Here is a 17,847-nt window from a genome sequence, read left to right as displayed (position 1 = left end):
CCTGTTCAGTGCCCCTTGCAAAATTTTGAGAGGCAATAAATACTTATAGCGCATCTTGCGGCGAAATTGTGACAGCGTTGGATAGGTCCACGGCGTCACCGCAATGGGTTTGCCATTGCGATCTCGCATTGGATTATTCACAAAATACTCGTACACATACCGGGCAACCTCACCCATCTTCACCGGATTCTTTGCACTTGTCGTCACATGATAAACCTTCAAATCGGTATTTTCACGTATGAAAGGCAAAACACCGATAATCACATTGATAATAATATCCACGGGAATAATGTCTAAAATCGCTTCGGGGCGTGCGGGAAAATCCGTCAAACGCCCCTTGCCGTAGTGTGCAATAAGCGGATCGGCCACTTTTAGCCCCTCCAGCCATCCCGGCTCTGGATCGGACAAACTGCTCTCAATAATAGAAGGGCGCACGATCACCGTTGGCAAATCGCCCCGGGCCCTGGCAATCATCTGCTCGCCCATGGCTTTGGTAAAAGAATAACTGTCGTGCCAGCCCAACTCTCGCCCACGCTTTATACCGCGTGTCACCATCCGTTCCCGCACCCAGCGCTGGCGCAAAGCCTCCAACTGATGCTCCCGCCGATGCGCTGTAACGCGCTTGCCCCGGTCCTGTCGGTCAAGCAACCGCGTAAATTCCGAAAATCGCTCGGGACTCCGCGACGCCACCTCTACCTCGCGGCTATACGCCAGAATATCTTCAATTTCCGAATCCAGACTATAATCGGGCGCGCGACCATTTCCCATCTGTTGTGCCACAGTTTGATCGGGCACGGGCGCGTCTTCAGAAATGATCCTCTTTTGCCGCCCATTGACATAAGCCGTTGAAACATGCACGAGCACAGCATCTCGACACGCCCTGGCAAATTCGACCACGCGCCTGGCCCCAAGCGTATTTTGCATCAGCGCCGTATCCAGTGGCTCGTCAAAAACCACATTGGCTGCGCTGTTAATCACAATATCGACTTCACGGGTTAACCGCGCATATATCTCGGCGTCCATGCCGAGGTGGTCTTGTGTTAAATCGCTCGGCACTGCAATGACTTTTTCGCGCATCACAGCATCAAAACGATCCCCGAGTTCTGCGCGCAATCGCGCAAAGGCACTGGATTGCAAAATCTCCTTTTGCAGCCGGTCTTCGGCACTAATGGGCTTGCCCCCTCCCCGCCTTTGGGGGCGCACCATAAGATAAATGCGCCCAACATCTGGCACCTGGGAAAGGATTTTTTCCACCAATCCCTTGCCCAAAAAACCCGTTGCACCCGTAATAAAAAGAACCTTGTGGTTCAAAAATGGGATAACGACACTCATAACAAAGACTCCGGCATTCCAAAAAAATTAAAACGCAACAGCGCTAAAAACCGCCTTCCCAATTAAAGGCGACCATTGGACTTGTGTCAACCTCTTTCTCGCGCAGTTCACAAGCGCAAATCCTTATCAAAAATGGGGTTGACAAAAAAATGATCAACTCCTATCTTGTCCATCTTCAAGCCGATCTAAGCCGTATTTCTCACATGGAATTTTATGCATGGAACGCACCTTGCTCATCGTCAAACCCGACGCTGTTGCACAAAATGTAATCGGTGAAATCATCCGCCGTCTCGAAGAAAAAAACTTTCGGATTGTAAACCTAAAAATGGTTCGCCTCACGCGCCAACAGGCCGCCGAGTTTTATGCAGTACATCGCCAACGGCCTTTTTACAACGACCTGCTCGATTTTATGACCTCTGGCCCCTGTGTGCCCATGGCACTCAATCGAGACAATGCCGTTGCATTTTTGCGCGAAGTCATTGGCAGCACCAATCCCGAAGAAGCCGCGGAAGGCACCATTCGCAAAGACTTTGCAACCGATATTCAAAACAATGCCGTACACGCCTCGGACTCACTGGAAAACGCGGCCAAAGAAGTGGCTTTCTTCTTTGGCTAAACGCAGTCAGCTACCCTATGAAAATCGACCTGAGAGATATACAGGAAGGCGAAACCGAATTTGCGTTTGAAGAAACGCCAGCCGACCTGCACATTACCGAAGAAGACACCCAATTTACAGGTGCCATAAACACCCGTCTCGTCGTGTACAAATACGGCGACTCGCTCTCGGCCAAAGGGCAAACCACCTGTCTGGTGCGCCCCGAATGCGCGCGGTGCCTGGAACCCATCGAATTCCCCATCGCCATCTCATACACATTCGTCTTTCAAAAAGGTCGTCCCGACCAGATGGACGATGACGATGATGAAACGCTGATTTGGCTCAATGAAGAACCCGGCGAAATAGACCTGGGTAATGACGTAAAAGATTACATTTTGCTCGAACTACCCATGATTCCAACATGCGCTGCATCTCCTTCTGGCCCTTGTGAACGCTATGAACAAGATCCCCACGAATTGCTGGAATACGAGCGTGAAAAGAGCCACGATCCACGTTGGGATGCACTCCGCGCACTCAAAGAAAGCGAACAGTAAACAGAGCATCAATTAAAAAGGAATATCCCATGGCTAATCCCAAACGAAAAAGTTCAAATTCTCGCACCGGTAAACGCCGTGCCAATTGGAAACTGCGTCAACCCACCTTTAACGAATGCCCCAACTGCGGGCAGCAAAAAATACCCCATCGGGTCTGTGGAAATTGCGGTTATTACAATGGGCGCGAAGTTATTGAAACCGACGGCTTTTAGTTTGGTCTAATGTCGCGCAGACTTTGAGGAGCAGAGTAATTATTATGTATCCCCTTACAGCCACCATCAGCGGGGTGGGGCACTACGTACCAGAACAAAAGCTGACCAATGCCGACCTCGAAAAAATGGTCGATACATCCGACGAGTGGATCACATCCCGCACAGGCATCAGAGAACGCCGCATCCTCGACGAGGGATTGGGCACATCTTTCATGGCTCTAAAATCTCTGGAATCCATTCTGCACAACAAAGGACTCGATGCCAGAGATATCGACCTGATCATCGTCGCGACCATCACGCCCGACATGGTATTTCCGTCATCAGCCTGTCTGGTACAGGACCAAATTGGCGCCACAAATGCCTGGGCTTTCGACCTATCGGCAGCTTGCAGTGGTTTTCTATATGCTCTAATGGTGGGAGCGCAATTTGTTGAAACAGGCGCACACAAACGCGTAGTCGTCATTGGAGCCGACACAATGAGCAGCATCACAGACTATACCGATCGCGAGACCTGTGTGCTCTTCGGCGATGGCGCGGGCGCGGTTTTACTCGAACCCGGCGAACCCGGTTTGGGACTTAAAGACTTTATCCTCTATTCTGATGGCAGCGGCGTAAAATATTTGCGCCAACCCGCTGGCGGCAGTCTGCTTCCGGCCTCTCGTGAAACCGTCGATAAGAAAATGCACTATATTTATCAAGATGGTCGCGAAGTTTTTAAATTTGCAGTTCCCAAAATGGCCGAAGTTTCCGCTCAAATTCTCGAACGCAACGGCCTTGTCGGCAAAGACATCGCGCTTTTTGTACCGCATCAGGCCAACAAGCGCATTATCGACGCATGCGTCAAACGCACGGATATACCCCAAGATCGCGTTGTGGTCAATATCGACCGCTATGCCAACACCTCGGCTGCCACCATTCCCATTGGCCTATCTGAAGCGGTCAAACAGGGCCGCCTCAGCCGCGGTGACAATGTGCTGCTCGCCAGTGCCGGTGCGGGATATACCTGGGGCAGCACCCTGCTAACCTGGGCTTATTAAATGACAAAAAAAGCTTTCCTATTTCCAGGGCAAGGCTCCCAATCTGTTGGTATGGGACACGACCTGTACAGGACCGCACCAGAAGCACACAAAATTTTTGATCTTGCCGACGACGTGCTCGACATAGAAATCAAATCATTCTGCTTCAACGGTCCTGCCGAGTCACTCAAACAAACCGCAGTCACACAACCGGCAATTTTTGCCCACAGCATTGCCGCCCTTGAAGTGCTCAAAAGCCGGGGGATACACCCCGACCTCGTGGCTGGACACAGTGTCGGAGAACTCGCCGCTCTCGTTGCGGCAGGTGTCATGCGCATCGCAGACGGCTTTCGGGTCGTCAGCGTTCGCGGACATGCCATGCAAGTCGCAGGAAAAATTCGACCAGGTGCCATGGCTGCAGTACTCGGTCTCGACGACGACGTAATGATTCAGCTTTGCGATGATCTCAGTTCTTCGGGCCATGTCACAACAGCCAATTTTAATTGCCCCGGGCAAGTGGTCCTATCTGGCGAGGAAAACGCCGTTGACGAAGCACTCGAAAAAGCCAAGGCATTGGGAGCCAGGCGGGCCGTGCTATTGCCCGTAGGCGGCGCATTTCACTCGGCCCTGATGCAGCCAGCCATAACAGCACTGACCGACATACTCGACGATGTGCCATTTGCCCAGGCGCAAATCCCCGTGATCCCCAATGTCACGGCTGAACCCACACGCGACCCGGCTCTGCTCAAAGACCTGTTGATCGAGCAAGTTATTTCGCCGGTTCGCTGGACCGAATCCATGCAACAACTCATTGCAGAAGGCATGACCGAGGCTCTCGAAGTGGGGCCAGGCAATGTGCTCAAGGGTCTCATGCGCCGAATTAACCGAAATATTCCAGTTCACGAAGCCGGCACATTGGAAGCTATTGAACAACTTTAGAGTATTCAACTGACAGGTAACTATACTCATGAACCGACTCACAGGTAAAACAGCCCTTGTAACGGGCGGATCTCGCGGCATTGGCGAGGCCATTGCCCTGCGCTTCGCGCGCGAAGGAGCCAACATTGCCGTATGTGCCAGCCAAAGTACAGAAGCTGCTGAAGCTGTAGCCGAAAAAATCCGCGCACAAGGCCGTGAAGCCCTTGTACAACAGACCGATGTCTCCAATGCCGAATCTGTTGAAGCCCTTGTCGAGACCGTCCTCGACACCTGGGGCAAAATCGATGTACTCGTCAACAATGCGGGTATCGCCCGCGACAATTTGTTGATGCGTATGAAAGAAGACGAGTGGGATGCAGTTCTTGACGTCAATCTCAAAGGTGCGTACCATTGTATCAAAGCCGTCACCCGTCCCATGATGAAAGCGCGAACTGGTCGCATCATCAATGTCTCATCGGTCGTGGGACTTCTGGGCAATGCCGGGCAGATCAATTATGCCGCATCCAAATCGGGTCTTATTGGCCTGACCAAATCCGTAGCCAGAGAATTGGCCAGCCGCAATATTACGGCCAACGCCATTGCGCCCGGTTTTATTCCAACGGACATGACCGCCAAACTCAACGCCAAAATACAAGAACAGTTGATCGAACAGATTCCACTGGGCAAACTCGGCAGCCCCGAAGATGTCGCTGCTGCCGCAGCCTTTCTCGCCTCTGACGACGCGGCCTATATTACCGGACAGGTGCTCGTTGTCGATGGCGGAATGGTGATGTAAATAATCACTACACACTAATCACGGAGGGCTTTACATGACCGATGATATTAAACAAAAAGTTACCGACCTGATCGTTGATCAACTCGGCGTCGATGCCGATAGCGTCAATGCCGACGCCCATTTTATTGACGATCTGGGCGCAGACTCGCTCGACACAGTCGAACTGGTCATGGCTTTCGAAGAAGAATTTGACATGGAAATATCCGATGAAGACGCCGAGAAGCTCGAAACAGTTGGCGACGCCATCGCATACTTAGACGAGCGTCTGGATTAACTCGGAAACTGGAGGCTGGAACCAATCTCCAGCCTCCAGGAGGTCATTTAGTGAACAGACAACGCAGAGTGGTCATCACCGGCCTGGGTACACTCGCCCCCAATGGCAATACCACGGAAAGCTATTGGGAAGCATTGTGCAATGGACAAACAGGTGTTGGCCCCATAACAAAATTTGACGCCACTGATTTCCGCGTGCAGTTTGCCGCCGAAATCAAAAACTTTGATCCAGCGCACTTTGGCATTGACAGTCGAAGCCAGCGGCGCATGGATCTCTTTACACAGTATGCCATTGCATCATCTGTACAGGCTGTAGAAAATGCAGGTCTCGATATCAGTAATGAACAGCCCGAACGCATCGGGGTTGTATTTGGCTCGGGCATTGGCGGCATCCAGACTTTTGAGAATCAGCACGAAGCCTATCGCAAAGATGGTCCAAGACGCATCAGTCCGCTTTTTGTACCCATGATGATCCCCGACATGTCCGCAGGTCAGGTATCCATCCACCTCGGTGCCAAAGGCCCCAATTATACCACCGTCACAGCTTGCGCCTCGGCAGCCCATGCCATTGGCAACGCAGCCCGCGAAATTTGGGACGACGAAGCCGATGTCATGATCACAGGGGGGGCAGAAGCTGCCATTACCCCAATGTCAGTCGGTGGATTTGCCGCAGCGCGAACGCTTTCAACCCGCAACGATGCCCCAACGCAAGCCAGTCGTCCCTTTGACGCAGACCGAGATGGATTTGTAATTGGCGAAGGCGCTGGCGGGCTTGTTCTGGAAGAACTCAAACGCGCAACACAACGGGGTGCCACTATCTATGCCGAAGTTGTAGGAACTGGCTACACTGGCGATGCCTATCACATTACCGGTATGGCACCTGGCGGCGAGGGGGGTGCCCGCGCCATGTGCCGCGCCATGCGACAGGCGCAGATCAATCCCGAAGACGTGTCTTATATCAACGCACACGGCACATCAACACCTGTGGGCGATCCGGCAGAAACAGCCGCCATCAAATCCGTATTTGGCGACCGGGCCAAAAAGCTCGCCGTCAGTTCGACAAAATCCATGACCGGACATCTTTTGGGAGCTTCGGGTGCGATTGAAACCATCGCAGCAACCCTATCAGTTCACCACAATGTAGTACCGCCCACGATCAACTATGAAACACCCGATCCAGAATGCGACCTCGATTACGTACCCAATGAAGCGCGAGAAATACCCGTTGAAATCGCCATCAGTAACTCTTTTGGCTTTGGTGGTCACAACGCAGTACTCATCCTGCGTAAGTTTCGCAACTAACGAGACCATACATGCTACGCGAATTGAAAGGAGGCGGTTTTATCCGACTCGGAACCGTCTTACAAACGATCAGACGCTGGTCCGCAAGCGGCAGGGTGCGTTCCCAGGAAGAACTCCAACGCAAACTCGGTTACACCTTTTCCAATACCGCTTTACTCGAACAAGCCCTTAAACACCGGTCCCATGTTTACGTCACCCAAGAAGGCAGCATTGCTTCCAACGAACGCCTGGAATTTTTGGGCGACGCAGTGCTCGATCTCATTGTGACAGAACATCTCTACAATCAGTTCAAAAAGAAAAGAGAAGGCGAACTCACACAGATCAAGTCTCTGCTCGTCAGCAAGGTCGTTCTGGCCGAAAAAGGCCGCAAAATCCAACTCGGAGAATATCTCTATTTGAGCAAAGAAGAAATCTCATCTGGCGGGCGCCAACGCACCTCAATTATCGGAGATGCTTTTGAAGCGCTCTTAGGTGCGATTTACCTCGATGGCGGGCTTGAGGCTGCTCGCTCATTTGTCGAACGCACAATTCTAACCAATGTTGAAGAAATCCTCGCCGACGGCAACTATCTCAACTTCAAAAGCCTGCTTCTCGAACACACGCAAAGTACGGGACAGGGCCATCCGCGATATCAGCCCATATCCGAAGAAGGTCCAGATCACCGAAAAATTTTCTTCATCGAAGTAACCCTTCAGGGCGATCGATTGGGCGAAGGACAGGGGCGTAGCAAAAAAGAAGCCCAACAGATGGCCGCAAAAGACGCGCTCAGACATCTGGGCCTGCACTAACCGTGACACAATCTAATCCCCCCACATGGCGTTTCCTGAATACCCAACATGGAAACGCCTTTTTTAATATGGCAGTAGATGAAGCCCTCGTGCGATCAATAGCAACAGGTGCTCAGCCCGCCTTTCGCGTTTATGGGTGGCAACCACCCGCGGTCTCCTTTGGGTATGCCCAGCGTATCAGCCGCGAAGTCGATGTCCAAAAAGTGCGCGAGCGCGGTATCGACATTGTCCGTCGTCCCACCGGTGGTCGCGCTGTCTTGCACTGGAACGAACTGACCTACAGCGTTGTCTGCCCTGCCGACAATCCCGTAATGGGGGGCAATATCAACGAAGCCTATCGCAAAATCAGCGAGGGTCTCCTGGCGGGTATTCGCGCTCTCGGCGTCGATGCAACCTTTGAATCCCGTCGCCAAACACAGCCCTCACCGCGCGGTAAAGAACTCACCGCGCCCTGTTTTACCAGCACGGCGCAATACGAAGTCAAATTTAAGGGGCGCAAACTTATCGGCAGTGCGCAGCAGCGCATCGGCACAATGCTCTTGCAGCACGGATCGCTCCTGCTCGGCGCAGAACACAAACAAATCGCCGACCTTCTGCCCGGCGACAAACCAGGCCTGCAAAAGCGTTTTGCAGGCGAACTCGACCGCCACACCACCTCGCTCTCTGAAGCCCTCGCATACCCCATCAATTTCGACACAGCGGCCACAGCCATCCGGCAAGGCATTCAAAATACCTTTAACATCCAGCTTGTTGAAACCACACTCAGCGAAACCGAAATCGCCGAAACCCAGCGCCTCATCGCCGAAAAATACGCAACCTATGAATGGAATGACAAGTATTGACGCTTCAAAAACCTGGACCTCACATCCCCTGCGCGAAGAGCCTTTGGCAAAATCTGTTTTACTCGTACTCATCATCCTGGGCGTCGCGTTTATTGTCGGCGTGAGCTTTCAGAGCATCACCTTCGCCTTTCTTTCACTCGTATTGCTCACCGCGGCGATGACCCGTTATTTTTTTCCAACGCACTATGTTCTCAATGATCGCGGTTTTACCATTTCACATATCGGTACGCACAGGCAATATTTATGGACAAATTTTCGCCGCGCCGCACATCATCCCGACGGCGTCTTCTTAAGTCCTTTTGCCAAACCGCATCGCCTCGACACATTTCGCGGTCAATTCCTGCGTTCGAAAAATCCCTCAGAGATCTACCATGTCGTCCAAAAACACATCAATATTGACCCGGCTTAAGAATTACTGCGCCCATGCCTTTGCCGTCTCCCCCCCCGAAAGTGCCATCACCAAAGAAGACGAAATCCTCGCCGAAAAAGCCGCCGCCTTCATCGTGAAGCGCAGACTCACAGCACCTGCTATTATGTTACTTGAAACCGGACGACCCTTTAACTATATTGGCAGCCAACTTTTGACTTTTTTGTCGCCCTTTGTATCCATCATCTTTTCTTCAACAGCCGAGTTTGACCGCTTCACGCGCTTTCTGGAAAAGCGAGAAAGCATTCCCTGCCTCATTCGCCATATTGAAACCCTGGAAAACAAAAACCATGGATAAACTCGACGTCATCATCGCTACCGATTGCGGCAGCACCACGACCAAAGCCATCCTCATAGAAAAAAAGGGCGATGTCTATCGCCAAACCTATCGAGGCGAAGCACCTACCACAGTTGAAGCCCCCTATGAAGACGTCACGCGCGGCGTACTCAACGCCATTCAAGAAGTCGAAGAACTCTCTGGCAGGCAAATTCTCGACGGCGAAACCATCATCACACCCGCGCAGGACAATCTCGGGGTTGACATCTACATTTCTACCAGCAGCGCAGGCGGCGGTCTGCAAATGATGGTCGGCGGCGTCATTCAGGCCATGACAGGCGAAAGCGCGCAGCGTTGCGCCCTCGGCGCAGGCGCAATTGTCATGGACATTCTCGCGTCCAACGACGGGCGGCAGCCCCACGAAAAAATCGAACGCATTCGCCAGTTGCGCCCCGATATGGTACTCCTTTCGGGCGGCACAGATGGCGGCACCGTTTCGCACGTCGTCGAACTGGCCGAATTTATCTCCGCAGCCGACCCCAAACCGCGATTTGGATCGGGATATCAACTGCCCGTCATTTACGCGGGAAACAAAGATGCCGCGCCGGAAATCGAACGCACCCTGGGCGACAAAACAGCCCTCACCACCACGGAAAACATCCGTCCCACGCTCGAAGAAGAAAATCTCGGACCGGCTCGCCACGTGATCCACGACCTCTTTCTCGAACACGTCATGGCGCAAGCCCCCGGCTATCGAAAACTCATCTCCTGGACAGGCGCGCCCATCATGCCCACACCTGGCGCAGTTGGCCTCATGATGCAAACCGTCTCCAAACAACAAAATATCAATGTCGTGGGCGTTGACATAGGCGGCGCCACCACCGACGTATTCAGCGTCTTTGACGATATCTTCAACCGCACGGTATCTGCCAATCTCGGCATGTCCTACAGCGTATCCAACGTACTCGCAGAAGCGGGCCTCAACGACGTCATGCGCTGGGTACCTTTCAAAATCGACGAAGCCGACCTGCGAGACCGCATCAAAAACAAAATGATCCGCCCCACCACAATTCCGCAAATGCTCGAAGAACTTCAGGTCGAACAGGCCATTGCCCGCGAAGCCCTGCGCCTGGCCTTTGTTCAGCACCGCGCACTGGCCGTGGGTCTCAAAGGCGTACAGGCAGAGCGCACTCTGTCCGATGTATTTGACCAATCCGCAGGCGGCGAAAGCCTCATCAAAATGCGCGACCTCGACCTCCTCGTAGGAAGCGGCGGCGTTCTATCTCACGCCCCGCGTCGAATGCAAACAGCCGCCATGCTCATCGACGCCTTCCAGCCCGACGGCATCACGCGCCTCGCCGTTGACAGCATCTTTATGATGCCACACCTCGGCGTACTTTCATCGGTCAACGAAATCGCCGCCACTCAGGTTTTTGAACGCGACTGCCTCATTTACCTCGGCACGTGTATCGCGCCCATCGCCCAGGGCAAAATCGGCACACCCTGTACGCAATACGAAATCGGCCTTCCCGACGGAACCCAATCCGGCACCCTGAATATTGGCGACCTTCTACACTTCCCCCTCGAAGCCGATCGAGAAGCACACCTCACCTTGCAACCCGAGCGCAACACAGACGCAGGTGCAGGGCCGGGTAGAGAACTGAACACCACAGTCAAAGGGGGCACCGCCGGGCTGATCCTCGACGGACGCGGTCGCCCCATTGTATTTGCCGAAAATCAATCCGAACGCGCCGATCAAATAAGCCAGTGGAGCAAAATCCTCGACCTCTATCCCCGGTAAAAGCAAGGCCATGATTTAATTTATTTTCTTGTAAAGTAACCCACGCATTGTATATTCCGTTATCCAATTAACTCAGGTATTACTCTATGGCACATGCATACACACCCGGCCTTCGCGTCACCCCGCAGACCCTTCTTCAACGCCAGCGCCAACTCCCCCTCAAAGGTGAGGTCGTCGTATCACAAGGCGATAGCGTAACGCGCGATCAAGTCGTCGCACGTACGCACCTGCCCGGCAACGTCACCACCCTCAACCTGGTCAACATCTTGAGTTGCACGCCGGAAGAACTGCCCAATTACATGCTCAAACGCGAAGGCGACCCCGTCGAAGCCGACGAACCCATTGCCGAAACCCGTCCCTTCATCAAATGGTTCAAAACCACCGTTAAAGCACCCATTAGTGGCACCCTCGAAAGCATCTCCAAAATTACCGGACAGGTCATCTTTCGCGCGCCCCCGCGCCCCGTTCAGGTACAGGCATACATAGATGGCAACGTGATCGAAATCCTGCCCGAAGAAGGCGTCATTGTCGAAACCACAGGTGCATTTGTGCAGGGCATCTTTGGCGTAGGCGGTGAAACCTGGGGGCCTCTGCACGTCATCTCCGAAGAGCCAGATCAAATATTAACCCCCGACCAAATCGACGACTCGTGCGCGGGAAAAATCGTCGTAGGCGGCAACCTGCTCACCCTCGACGTAATTGACAAAGCGCGAGAAAGCGGCGCCGTTGGCATCATTGGAGGCGGCATCCGCGACGCCGATTTGCGAGACCTGCTCGGTTACGACCTCGGCGTAGCCATCACCGGCACCGAGAATATTGGCCTCACCGTCATCGTCACCGAAGGCTTTGGCCCCATCGCAATGGCGCACAAAACCTTTGACATACTGAGCGAAAACAACGGCAAAGAAGCCTCTATCTCAGGTGCCACCCAGATTCGCGCAGGTGTTCTGCGTCCCGAAATCATCATTCCAGAATCCAGCATCCACGAACAAACCGAAGAATCCGATCATCCAGGCCTCATTGAAGGCGCACTCTTGCGCGTGATTCGCGCGCCCTATTTTGGTCAGGTGGGCAAAGTCACGGCACTGCCCCCCGAATTGCAAACAGTCGAATCCGAAACCCATGTGCGCGTACTCGAAGTCGAATTTGACAATGGCGAAGGCGCCACTGTCCCGCGCGCCAACGTCGAACTCATCCAAGAGTAAACGACCCATCGGGAGATTGCGTATGAGATATTTTTTGTGTTGCATCACACTCGTGCTCTGCGCGGCACAGTTGTATGCACAACAACCCACCGGTGTCAAAGCCGAAGACACCCCCAACGACTCAGGAGGCAGCATCACCGTCACCTGGGACTACCCAGAATCCTATGAGAGAGCCGAACAAATCAGATACACAATTTCAATCGGCGAATCTGAAAATGGGCCTTTTCATGCCGCTAAGTTCGATGCAGCGAATCTGCAATCCACCGATCCTGCCACCTTTGGACATGGCGAAGAGACATACAAAAAAATCTTTGCCAAAATCACCGCATATGTTGCTCCAACCGACCCACCTAAAAGAATCGCCATTGAAAATGGCAAAACCTATTACGTACAGGTCACGGCTCATCTTCCCTCTGGCGAATCATTTCCCTCTGCAATCGCAAGCGCAGAAGCCTATGAAAATTTTTTCAACTGGACCAAAGATAACAACTTCGTCATCGGCACAATCTTCTCTCTCATCATTTTAGGCGGCATTCTCCTCGCCCAAAAACGCGAACTCTTCATCCGCCGCATCGCCGGTCTCGAAGCCCTCGACGAAGCCCTTGGTCGCGCCACTGAAATGGGCAAACCCGTGCTCTTTGTGCATGGATTGCATGACATGGACAGTGTTTCCACCATTGCGGCAATCAATGTTCTCTCTCGTGTAGCCCACCGTACAGCCGAATTTAATACCGAATTGCGCGTTGCCAATCGCTACTCAGTTGTCATGGCCGTAAGTCAGGAAGTCGTTAAAGAATCCTATCTCAATGCGGGCCGTCCCGACGCATATTCCGACGACATGGTCTTTTTGGCAGCGACAGAACAATTCAGCTATGCCGCAGCCCTCGACGGTATGATGGTGCGCGATAGACCAGCCACCAACATCATGATGGGATCCTTCTACGCCGAATCGCTCTTGCTGGCAGAAACAGGTGCTTCCATCAATGCTATTCAGATCGCGGGCACTGACTCCTACACCCAACTACCCTTTTTTATTACTACCTGCGACTATACGCTCATGGGTGAAGAACTCTATGCAGCAAGCGCGTACCTCTCTCGCGAACCCAAACTGCTGGGCAGTCTCAAAGGACAGGACATCGGCAAAGTCGTGCTCTTAATCGCCATGATTTTGGGCACGCTCCTGGCAACCCTTGGAAATCAAACACTCACGCATATTTTCACGGCATATTAACAGGGGATTCTTTTATGCTTTTTTTACGACGTACATTTCCGCTGATCATCGCCTTTGTTCTGGGTATGATTGGTATTCTCGTTTACTACATTCCATACAGCGGCGCCCAAAATCTCGAGCAGGACTTGACAACCTGGAATCGAATTATCGCGGCCTTCGCTCTGGTGTTGGGCATCTACAGCCTGATGCGCTTGCACTGGAGTCGCGTTCAGCGGCAACAAGCCGGATGGGGATATAGTTTCCTTGTATTCGTGGGCTTTGTGCTCATGTCCATCTTCGCAATCTACAACAATGGACAAGGTCCTTTCACCTCCCAGGTACTTGATTCGGGTCCTTTTGACTGGATGTTTAAGTATGTACAGGTACCAGCTGATGCCACCATGTTCTCTATTCTCGCGTTTTTCATCGCATCTGCTGCCTATCGAACCTTTCGCGCACGCACGCCAGAAGCGGCAATCCTGCTCGTATCGGCTATTATCGTGATGATCGGCCGTGTACCCATTGGCGCATCAATTTATCAGGAGCTTCCCCAAATTGCCCAATGGATGATGGATGTGCCCAATCTGGCGGCCAAGCGCGGCATTTTGCTCGGCGTCAGCCTTGGTGCTGTCGCCACGGCATTACGCATCATTTTTGGCATCGAACGCTCTTATCTCGGCGGAGGTGAATAATGAAAGAATTTTTGCTCAATATCGACCGCCGTATCATCTTTGTCTTTGTCGCGCTCGGTATCATCATTCCCTCGTTGGCTGCCATACGCCTGCCTATCCACATCACGGAAGATGTCAAAGCGATTTACGACACGATCGAAGAAGTGGCAGAAAAAAACGGCACCATTCTCATCTCCTTTGACTACGGACCCGGATCCATGCCCGAAGTACAGCCCATGGCCATTGCAGTTTTGCGCCACTGTTTCAAGCGCAATGTCAAAGTAGTTGGGATGTCACACTGGGTAGATGCTGTTGGCCTTGCACAAGAAGCATTTGATACCACATCAAAAGAATTTGGTGCACAATACGGTGAGGATTATACGTATCTGGGTTATAAAACGGGCTTCGGTTCACTGGTCATCAACATGGGCAACGACTTTCATAATGCATTCCAAAAAGATCTGCAAGGTAGCGATACGACCGAATTACCTGTCACCAAAAACATAAAGGGATTGGCGGACTTCGACTATGTGATCTGCCTGGCATCGGGCAACACGCCGGATGGTGTCTGGATACCCTACGGGCAAGAACGCTACAAATTCAAATTTGGCATTGGCTGTACTGCTGTTATGGCACCCGATCAATATCCCTACTTACAATCGGGTCAAATGAACGGCATGATGGGCGGATTAGCCGGTGCCGCCGAATACGAGACCCTGATTGAGACATCGGGCAAAGCCACCGCGGGTATGGGTGCCCAATCCGTTGTACATCTCATCATCATCGCCTTCATCCTCCTGGGCAATGTGATGTACTTCCTTTATGGACGACAGAGAGGAGGTGCCCAGTGAGCCGCGATCAGGTCATTTTTATTGCCTTCTTATTCATATTTGCCGCCATCAATATCTACCTCTTTGGCTGGGACAAACTCTCCGCAAACTGGACCGGCTTTGGCACGTTTATTGCAGCTGGCATCACCTTGTCGCTCTATAGCTTTCTCTACAAAGACAACCCCCTCTTCAAATTCGCCGAAAATCTCTATGTGGGGGTCGCAGCCGCATACTCTCTCACCCAAATTTGGTACACCGTGCTTTGGGCCGATGTCGTGGAGCCTTTCTCTGAACTCGACAGTGAGAGCATGAGCGATTTGTGGCTCATCGTGCCCACATTGCTCGGCCTCTTCATGCTCACCCAACTCTCCTCGGCGAAATTTAGCTGGCTCAGTCGTATCGCATTCGCATTTGTGGTCGGTCTGGGAGCGGGACTGACCATCCCACGTACTATTGCGGCCAATTTGCTGGCCCAAATGGAACCGACCATGCAACCCATATCAGCTACCTGGGAAGGATTAAATCTGCTCATTATTCTGGTCGGCGTCGTTACAGTACTCGTGTATTTCTTTTATTCTGTCGAACACACTGGTCCCGTGGGCGTGGCGTCCAAAATTGGCATCTGGTTCCTCATGATCTCGTTTGGCGCATCATTTGGCTACACCATCATGGCGCGTCTCTCACTGCTGATTGGGCGCGTCGGATTCTTGCTCGAAGACTGGCTCGTGCTCCCATTGCCTTATTTTTAATTCGTGGAGAAACGCGTGTCCATTCGCGCATCTCCCTAAAAAAACGGGAACGTTCAAACCCGTATAGAAGTCCAAAGAAACATTACATGCCCAATTCCGTGCTGACAGTTGACAACCTCCAAACGCATTTTCACACAGACAGCGAAACAGCGAGGGCGGTAGATGGCGTATCATTCACACTCAACAGGGGCGAAACGTATGGCCTTGTTGGTGAATCGGGGTGCGGAAAAAGTGTCACTTCGCTGTCAATCATGCGATTGGTACCTCATCCTGGCCGCATTGAAGGTGGGCATATTTTTTTTCAAGACCGGGACCTGGTATCCCTTTCAGATACCGAAATGCGCGACATACGCGGCAATGACATTGCCATGATCTTTCAGGAACCCATGACCAGCCTCAACCCGGTTTACACCTGTGGGTTCCAGATTGACGAAGCCGTAAGGCGGCATCAGGGATTAGAAAAAACAGAAGCGCGAAAAAAAACAGTTGAAATGTTCCACCTTGTGGGCCTGCCCGATCCCGAACAACGCGCAAACGAATACCCGCACCAATTATCGGGCGGGCAACGCCAGCGCGTGATGATCGCCATGGCCCTCTCGTGCAATCCCAAAGTGCTGATAGCCGACGAACCCACAACGGCACTCGATGTCACCATACAAGCGCAAATCCTGGACCTGTTGCGCGACTTGCAACAACAACTCGGCATGGCAGTCCTGCTCATCACACACGATTTGGGTATTATTGCCGAAGCCGCCGATCAGGTCGCGGTCATGTACGCAGGAAAAATTGTAGAAACCGGACCATCAGACGCGATCTTTCACAATCCCAGGCATCCCTACACGCAGGGGTTACTCGCATCAGTGCCCCGTCTGGATATCGCGAACAAGCGCCTCAGAACCATTCCGGGCACAGTACCCGAAGCCACGCGATTTCCATCGGGATGTCGATTTGCAGATCGATGTGAAAAGGTCGATGCAATTTGCAGGGAAACCACACCGCAACTGCAAATAATTGACGGCGATCACCAGACCGCGTGTTGGATGGCATAAGGCGAGAAATTGTGCTACTTCAAGTTCAAAATCTAAAAAAACACTACCCCATTTCTCAGGGACTCTGGGGGCGCAACACCGGGCATGTCAAAGCAGTAGATGACGTGAGCTTCGATATATCTCCCGGCGAAACCCTCGGCCTGGTCGGCGAATCCGGATGCGGAAAAACCACAACAGGACGCGCCATATTGCGCCTTATTGACGCGACATCAGGCACCGTGCGATTCAAAAATAACGACATCCTCTCCCTGAAAAAAAAGCAACTTCGAACACTGCGCCGACACATGCAAATCATCTTTCAGGACCCCTACGGATCGCTAAACCCCCGCCTCACCATCGGCGGCATCCTCTCGGAACCTCTGAAAATCCACGGCGACAAAACAAGAGATCGAGTCGCAGACCTGCTCAACACCGTGGGCTTATCTCCCGACGTCGCGCGCCGATATCCGCACGAATTTTCCGGTGGACAGCGACAGCGCATTGGCATTGCCCGCGCATTGGCCGTAAAACCGCAATTCATTGTCGCGGACGAACCCGTGTCTGCACTCGACGTATCGATTCAGGCACAAATTGTAAACTTGCTCCAGGATTTACAGACACAGTTTGGCCTCGCCTATCTATTCATCGCGCACGACTTAAGCGTGGTCAAACACATCTCCAATCGCGTAGCAGTCATGTACCTGGGCAAAATTGTAGAACTGGCAGAAAGCCAGGAACTCTACGACAATCCGCAGCATCCCTATACGCGCGCATTGCTCTCATCAATCCCCATACCCGATCCGCGCGTCAGGGGATCGCGCACCATTCTAACAGGCGATGTGCCCAGCCCGGTCAACATCCCTTCGGGCTGTGCATTTCATCCGCGCTGTCCCGAAGCAACCCCGGACTGCGCCCACCGCAAACCCGAACTCTTAGACATCGAACCCGGCCACAGCGTGGCCTGTATCTTGCGGCACAATTAATAAGCAGGAGCCCAATCCATCCACCATCTCAAGGAGTC

The 17,847-nt window shown here is 52.6% G+C and carries 21 protein-coding genes; 20 read left to right on the top strand and 1 reads right to left on the bottom strand.

Annotated features, from left to right (window positions below):
• On the bottom strand, positions 1-1,332 hold a 1,332-nt coding region (locus OXG87_06345), incomplete at its 3' end, for an SDR family oxidoreductase (protein ID MCY3869159.1).
• Between the two features lie 217 nt (positions 1,333-1,549).
• Here OXG87_06345 and ndk point away from each other — a divergent pair.
• From ndk to OXG87_06245, 20 genes are all read left to right on the top strand, one after another.
• Positions 1,550-1,948, top strand: a complete 399-nt coding sequence (ndk, locus tag OXG87_06340) for a nucleoside-diphosphate kinase (GenBank protein ID MCY3869158.1) — start codon at positions 1,550-1,552, stop codon at positions 1,946-1,948.
• A gap of 17 nt (positions 1,949-1,965) precedes the next feature.
• A complete protein-coding gene (locus OXG87_06335) occupies positions 1,966-2,481 on the top strand; it encodes a DUF177 domain-containing protein (GenBank protein MCY3869157.1) in 516 nt (171 codons plus the stop codon).
• Between the two features lie 29 nt (positions 2,482-2,510).
• Positions 2,511-2,693, top strand: a complete 183-nt coding sequence (gene rpmF, locus OXG87_06330) for a 50S ribosomal protein L32 (GenBank protein MCY3869156.1) — start codon at positions 2,511-2,513, stop codon at positions 2,691-2,693.
• Between the two features lie 44 nt (positions 2,694-2,737).
• Positions 2,738-3,730 carry a ketoacyl-ACP synthase III gene (locus tag OXG87_06325; protein MCY3869155.1) on the top strand — a complete coding sequence of 331 codons (993 nt, stop codon included), beginning with the start codon at positions 2,738-2,740 and terminating at the stop codon, positions 3,728-3,730.
• A complete protein-coding gene (gene fabD / locus OXG87_06320) occupies positions 3,731-4,648 on the top strand; it encodes an ACP S-malonyltransferase (GenBank protein MCY3869154.1) in 918 nt (305 codons plus the stop codon).
• Positions 4,649-4,676: 28 nt separating this feature from the next.
• A complete protein-coding gene (gene fabG, locus OXG87_06315) occupies positions 4,677-5,423 on the top strand; it encodes a 3-oxoacyl-[acyl-carrier-protein] reductase (GenBank protein MCY3869153.1) in 747 nt (248 codons plus the stop codon).
• A gap of 34 nt (positions 5,424-5,457) precedes the next feature.
• Positions 5,458-5,697 carry an acyl carrier protein gene (locus OXG87_06310; protein MCY3869152.1) on the top strand — a complete coding sequence of 80 codons (240 nt, stop codon included), beginning with the start codon at positions 5,458-5,460 and terminating at the stop codon, positions 5,695-5,697.
• A 50-nt stretch (positions 5,698-5,747) separates the two neighbouring features.
• On the top strand, positions 5,748-6,998 hold the full coding sequence (gene fabF / locus OXG87_06305) for a beta-ketoacyl-ACP synthase II (GenBank protein ID MCY3869151.1): 1,251 nt from the start codon (positions 5,748-5,750) through the stop codon (positions 6,996-6,998).
• A gap of 11 nt (positions 6,999-7,009) precedes the next feature.
• Positions 7,010-7,786, top strand: coding sequence for a ribonuclease III (gene rnc, locus OXG87_06300; GenBank protein MCY3869150.1), 777 nt, complete (start codon positions 7,010-7,012; stop codon positions 7,784-7,786).
• A gap of 68 nt (positions 7,787-7,854) precedes the next feature.
• Positions 7,855-8,628, top strand: coding sequence for a biotin/lipoate A/B protein ligase family protein (locus OXG87_06295; GenBank protein MCY3869149.1), 774 nt, complete (start codon positions 7,855-7,857; stop codon positions 8,626-8,628).
• Positions 8,606-9,037 carry a hypothetical protein gene (locus tag OXG87_06290; GenBank protein ID MCY3869148.1) on the top strand — a complete coding sequence of 144 codons (432 nt, stop codon included), beginning with the start codon at positions 8,606-8,608 and terminating at the stop codon, positions 9,035-9,037. Before OXG87_06295 ends, OXG87_06290 begins: the two co-directional genes overlap by 23 nt.
• Positions 9,000-9,353: a hypothetical protein gene (locus OXG87_06285; protein ID MCY3869147.1), complete on the top strand. Its 354-nt coding sequence runs from the start codon at positions 9,000-9,002 to the stop codon at positions 9,351-9,353. Before OXG87_06290 ends, OXG87_06285 begins: the two co-directional genes overlap by 38 nt.
• Positions 9,346-11,133 carry a glutamate mutase L gene (locus OXG87_06280; GenBank protein ID MCY3869146.1) on the top strand — a complete coding sequence of 596 codons (1,788 nt, stop codon included), beginning with the start codon at positions 9,346-9,348 and terminating at the stop codon, positions 11,131-11,133. The genes OXG87_06285 and OXG87_06280 overlap by 8 nt, the downstream gene beginning before the upstream one ends.
• 86 nt (positions 11,134-11,219) lie before the next feature.
• On the top strand, positions 11,220-12,338 hold the full coding sequence (locus OXG87_06275) for a hypothetical protein (GenBank protein MCY3869145.1): 1,119 nt from the start codon (positions 11,220-11,222) through the stop codon (positions 12,336-12,338).
• 22 nt (positions 12,339-12,360) lie between these two features.
• Positions 12,361-13,569 (top strand): hypothetical protein, encoded by a 1,209-nt coding sequence (locus tag OXG87_06270; GenBank protein ID MCY3869144.1) that lies wholly within the window; start codon positions 12,361-12,363, stop codon positions 13,567-13,569.
• A 14-nt stretch (positions 13,570-13,583) separates the two neighbouring features.
• On the top strand, positions 13,584-14,240 hold the full coding sequence (locus tag OXG87_06265; protein ID MCY3869143.1) for a hypothetical protein: 657 nt from the start codon (positions 13,584-13,586) through the stop codon (positions 14,238-14,240).
• Complete coding sequence (locus OXG87_06260) at positions 14,240-15,070, top strand: hypothetical protein (protein MCY3869142.1); 831 nt, start codon at positions 14,240-14,242, stop codon at positions 15,068-15,070. Before OXG87_06265 ends, OXG87_06260 begins: the two co-directional genes overlap by 1 nt.
• Complete coding sequence (locus tag OXG87_06255; protein MCY3869141.1) at positions 15,067-15,798, top strand: hypothetical protein; 732 nt, start codon at positions 15,067-15,069, stop codon at positions 15,796-15,798. Before OXG87_06260 ends, OXG87_06255 begins: the two co-directional genes overlap by 4 nt.
• Before the next feature lie 86 nt (positions 15,799-15,884).
• Positions 15,885-16,847 carry an ABC transporter ATP-binding protein gene (locus tag OXG87_06250; GenBank protein MCY3869140.1) on the top strand — a complete coding sequence of 321 codons (963 nt, stop codon included), beginning with the start codon at positions 15,885-15,887 and terminating at the stop codon, positions 16,845-16,847.
• 8 nt (positions 16,848-16,855) lie between these two features.
• Entirely contained in the window at positions 16,856-17,809 is a 954-nt protein-coding gene (locus tag OXG87_06245) for an ATP-binding cassette domain-containing protein (GenBank protein ID MCY3869139.1), read from the top strand.
• Positions 17,810-17,847 lie beyond the last annotated feature (38 nt).

It is taken from the genome of Gemmatimonadota bacterium (assembly GCA_026706845.1).
In the GTDB taxonomy this organism is placed as follows: Bacteria; Latescibacterota; UBA2968; order UBA2968; family UBA2968; genus VXRD01.
This window is presented reverse-complemented; position numbering and strand designations above follow the sequence as displayed.

Excerpts from the sequence above, each read along its gene's own strand:
- ndk (MCY3869158.1), top strand. The coding sequence starts at position 1,550 with ATGGAACGCACCTTGCTCATCGTCAAACCCGACGCTGTTGCACAAAAT.
- OXG87_06335 (MCY3869157.1), top strand. The coding sequence starts at position 1,966 with ATGAAAATCGACCTGAGAGATATACAGGAAGGCGAAACCGAATTTGCG.
- rpmF (MCY3869156.1), top strand. The coding sequence starts at position 2,511 with ATGGCTAATCCCAAACGAAAAAGTTCAAATTCTCGCACCGGTAAACGC.
- OXG87_06325 (MCY3869155.1), top strand. The coding sequence starts at position 2,738 with ATGTATCCCCTTACAGCCACCATCAGCGGGGTGGGGCACTACGTACCA.
- fabD (MCY3869154.1), top strand. The coding sequence starts at position 3,731 with ATGACAAAAAAAGCTTTCCTATTTCCAGGGCAAGGCTCCCAATCTGTT.
- fabG (MCY3869153.1), top strand. The coding sequence starts at position 4,677 with ATGAACCGACTCACAGGTAAAACAGCCCTTGTAACGGGCGGATCTCGC.
- OXG87_06310 (MCY3869152.1), top strand. The coding sequence starts at position 5,458 with ATGACCGATGATATTAAACAAAAAGTTACCGACCTGATCGTTGATCAA.
- rnc (MCY3869150.1), top strand. The coding sequence starts at position 7,010 with ATGCTACGCGAATTGAAAGGAGGCGGTTTTATCCGACTCGGAACCGTC.
- OXG87_06295 (MCY3869149.1), top strand. The coding sequence starts at position 7,855 with ATGGCAGTAGATGAAGCCCTCGTGCGATCAATAGCAACAGGTGCTCAG.
- OXG87_06290 (MCY3869148.1), top strand. The coding sequence starts at position 8,606 with ATGAATGGAATGACAAGTATTGACGCTTCAAAAACCTGGACCTCACAT.
- OXG87_06285 (MCY3869147.1), top strand. The coding sequence starts at position 9,000 with ATGTCGTCCAAAAACACATCAATATTGACCCGGCTTAAGAATTACTGC.
- OXG87_06280 (MCY3869146.1), top strand. The coding sequence starts at position 9,346 with ATGGATAAACTCGACGTCATCATCGCTACCGATTGCGGCAGCACCACG.
- OXG87_06275 (MCY3869145.1), top strand. The coding sequence starts at position 11,220 with ATGGCACATGCATACACACCCGGCCTTCGCGTCACCCCGCAGACCCTT.
- OXG87_06270 (MCY3869144.1), top strand. The coding sequence starts at position 12,361 with ATGAGATATTTTTTGTGTTGCATCACACTCGTGCTCTGCGCGGCACAG.
- OXG87_06265 (MCY3869143.1), top strand. The coding sequence starts at position 13,584 with ATGCTTTTTTTACGACGTACATTTCCGCTGATCATCGCCTTTGTTCTG.
- OXG87_06260 (MCY3869142.1), top strand. The coding sequence starts at position 14,240 with ATGAAAGAATTTTTGCTCAATATCGACCGCCGTATCATCTTTGTCTTT.
- OXG87_06250 (MCY3869140.1), top strand. The coding sequence starts at position 15,885 with ATGCCCAATTCCGTGCTGACAGTTGACAACCTCCAAACGCATTTTCAC.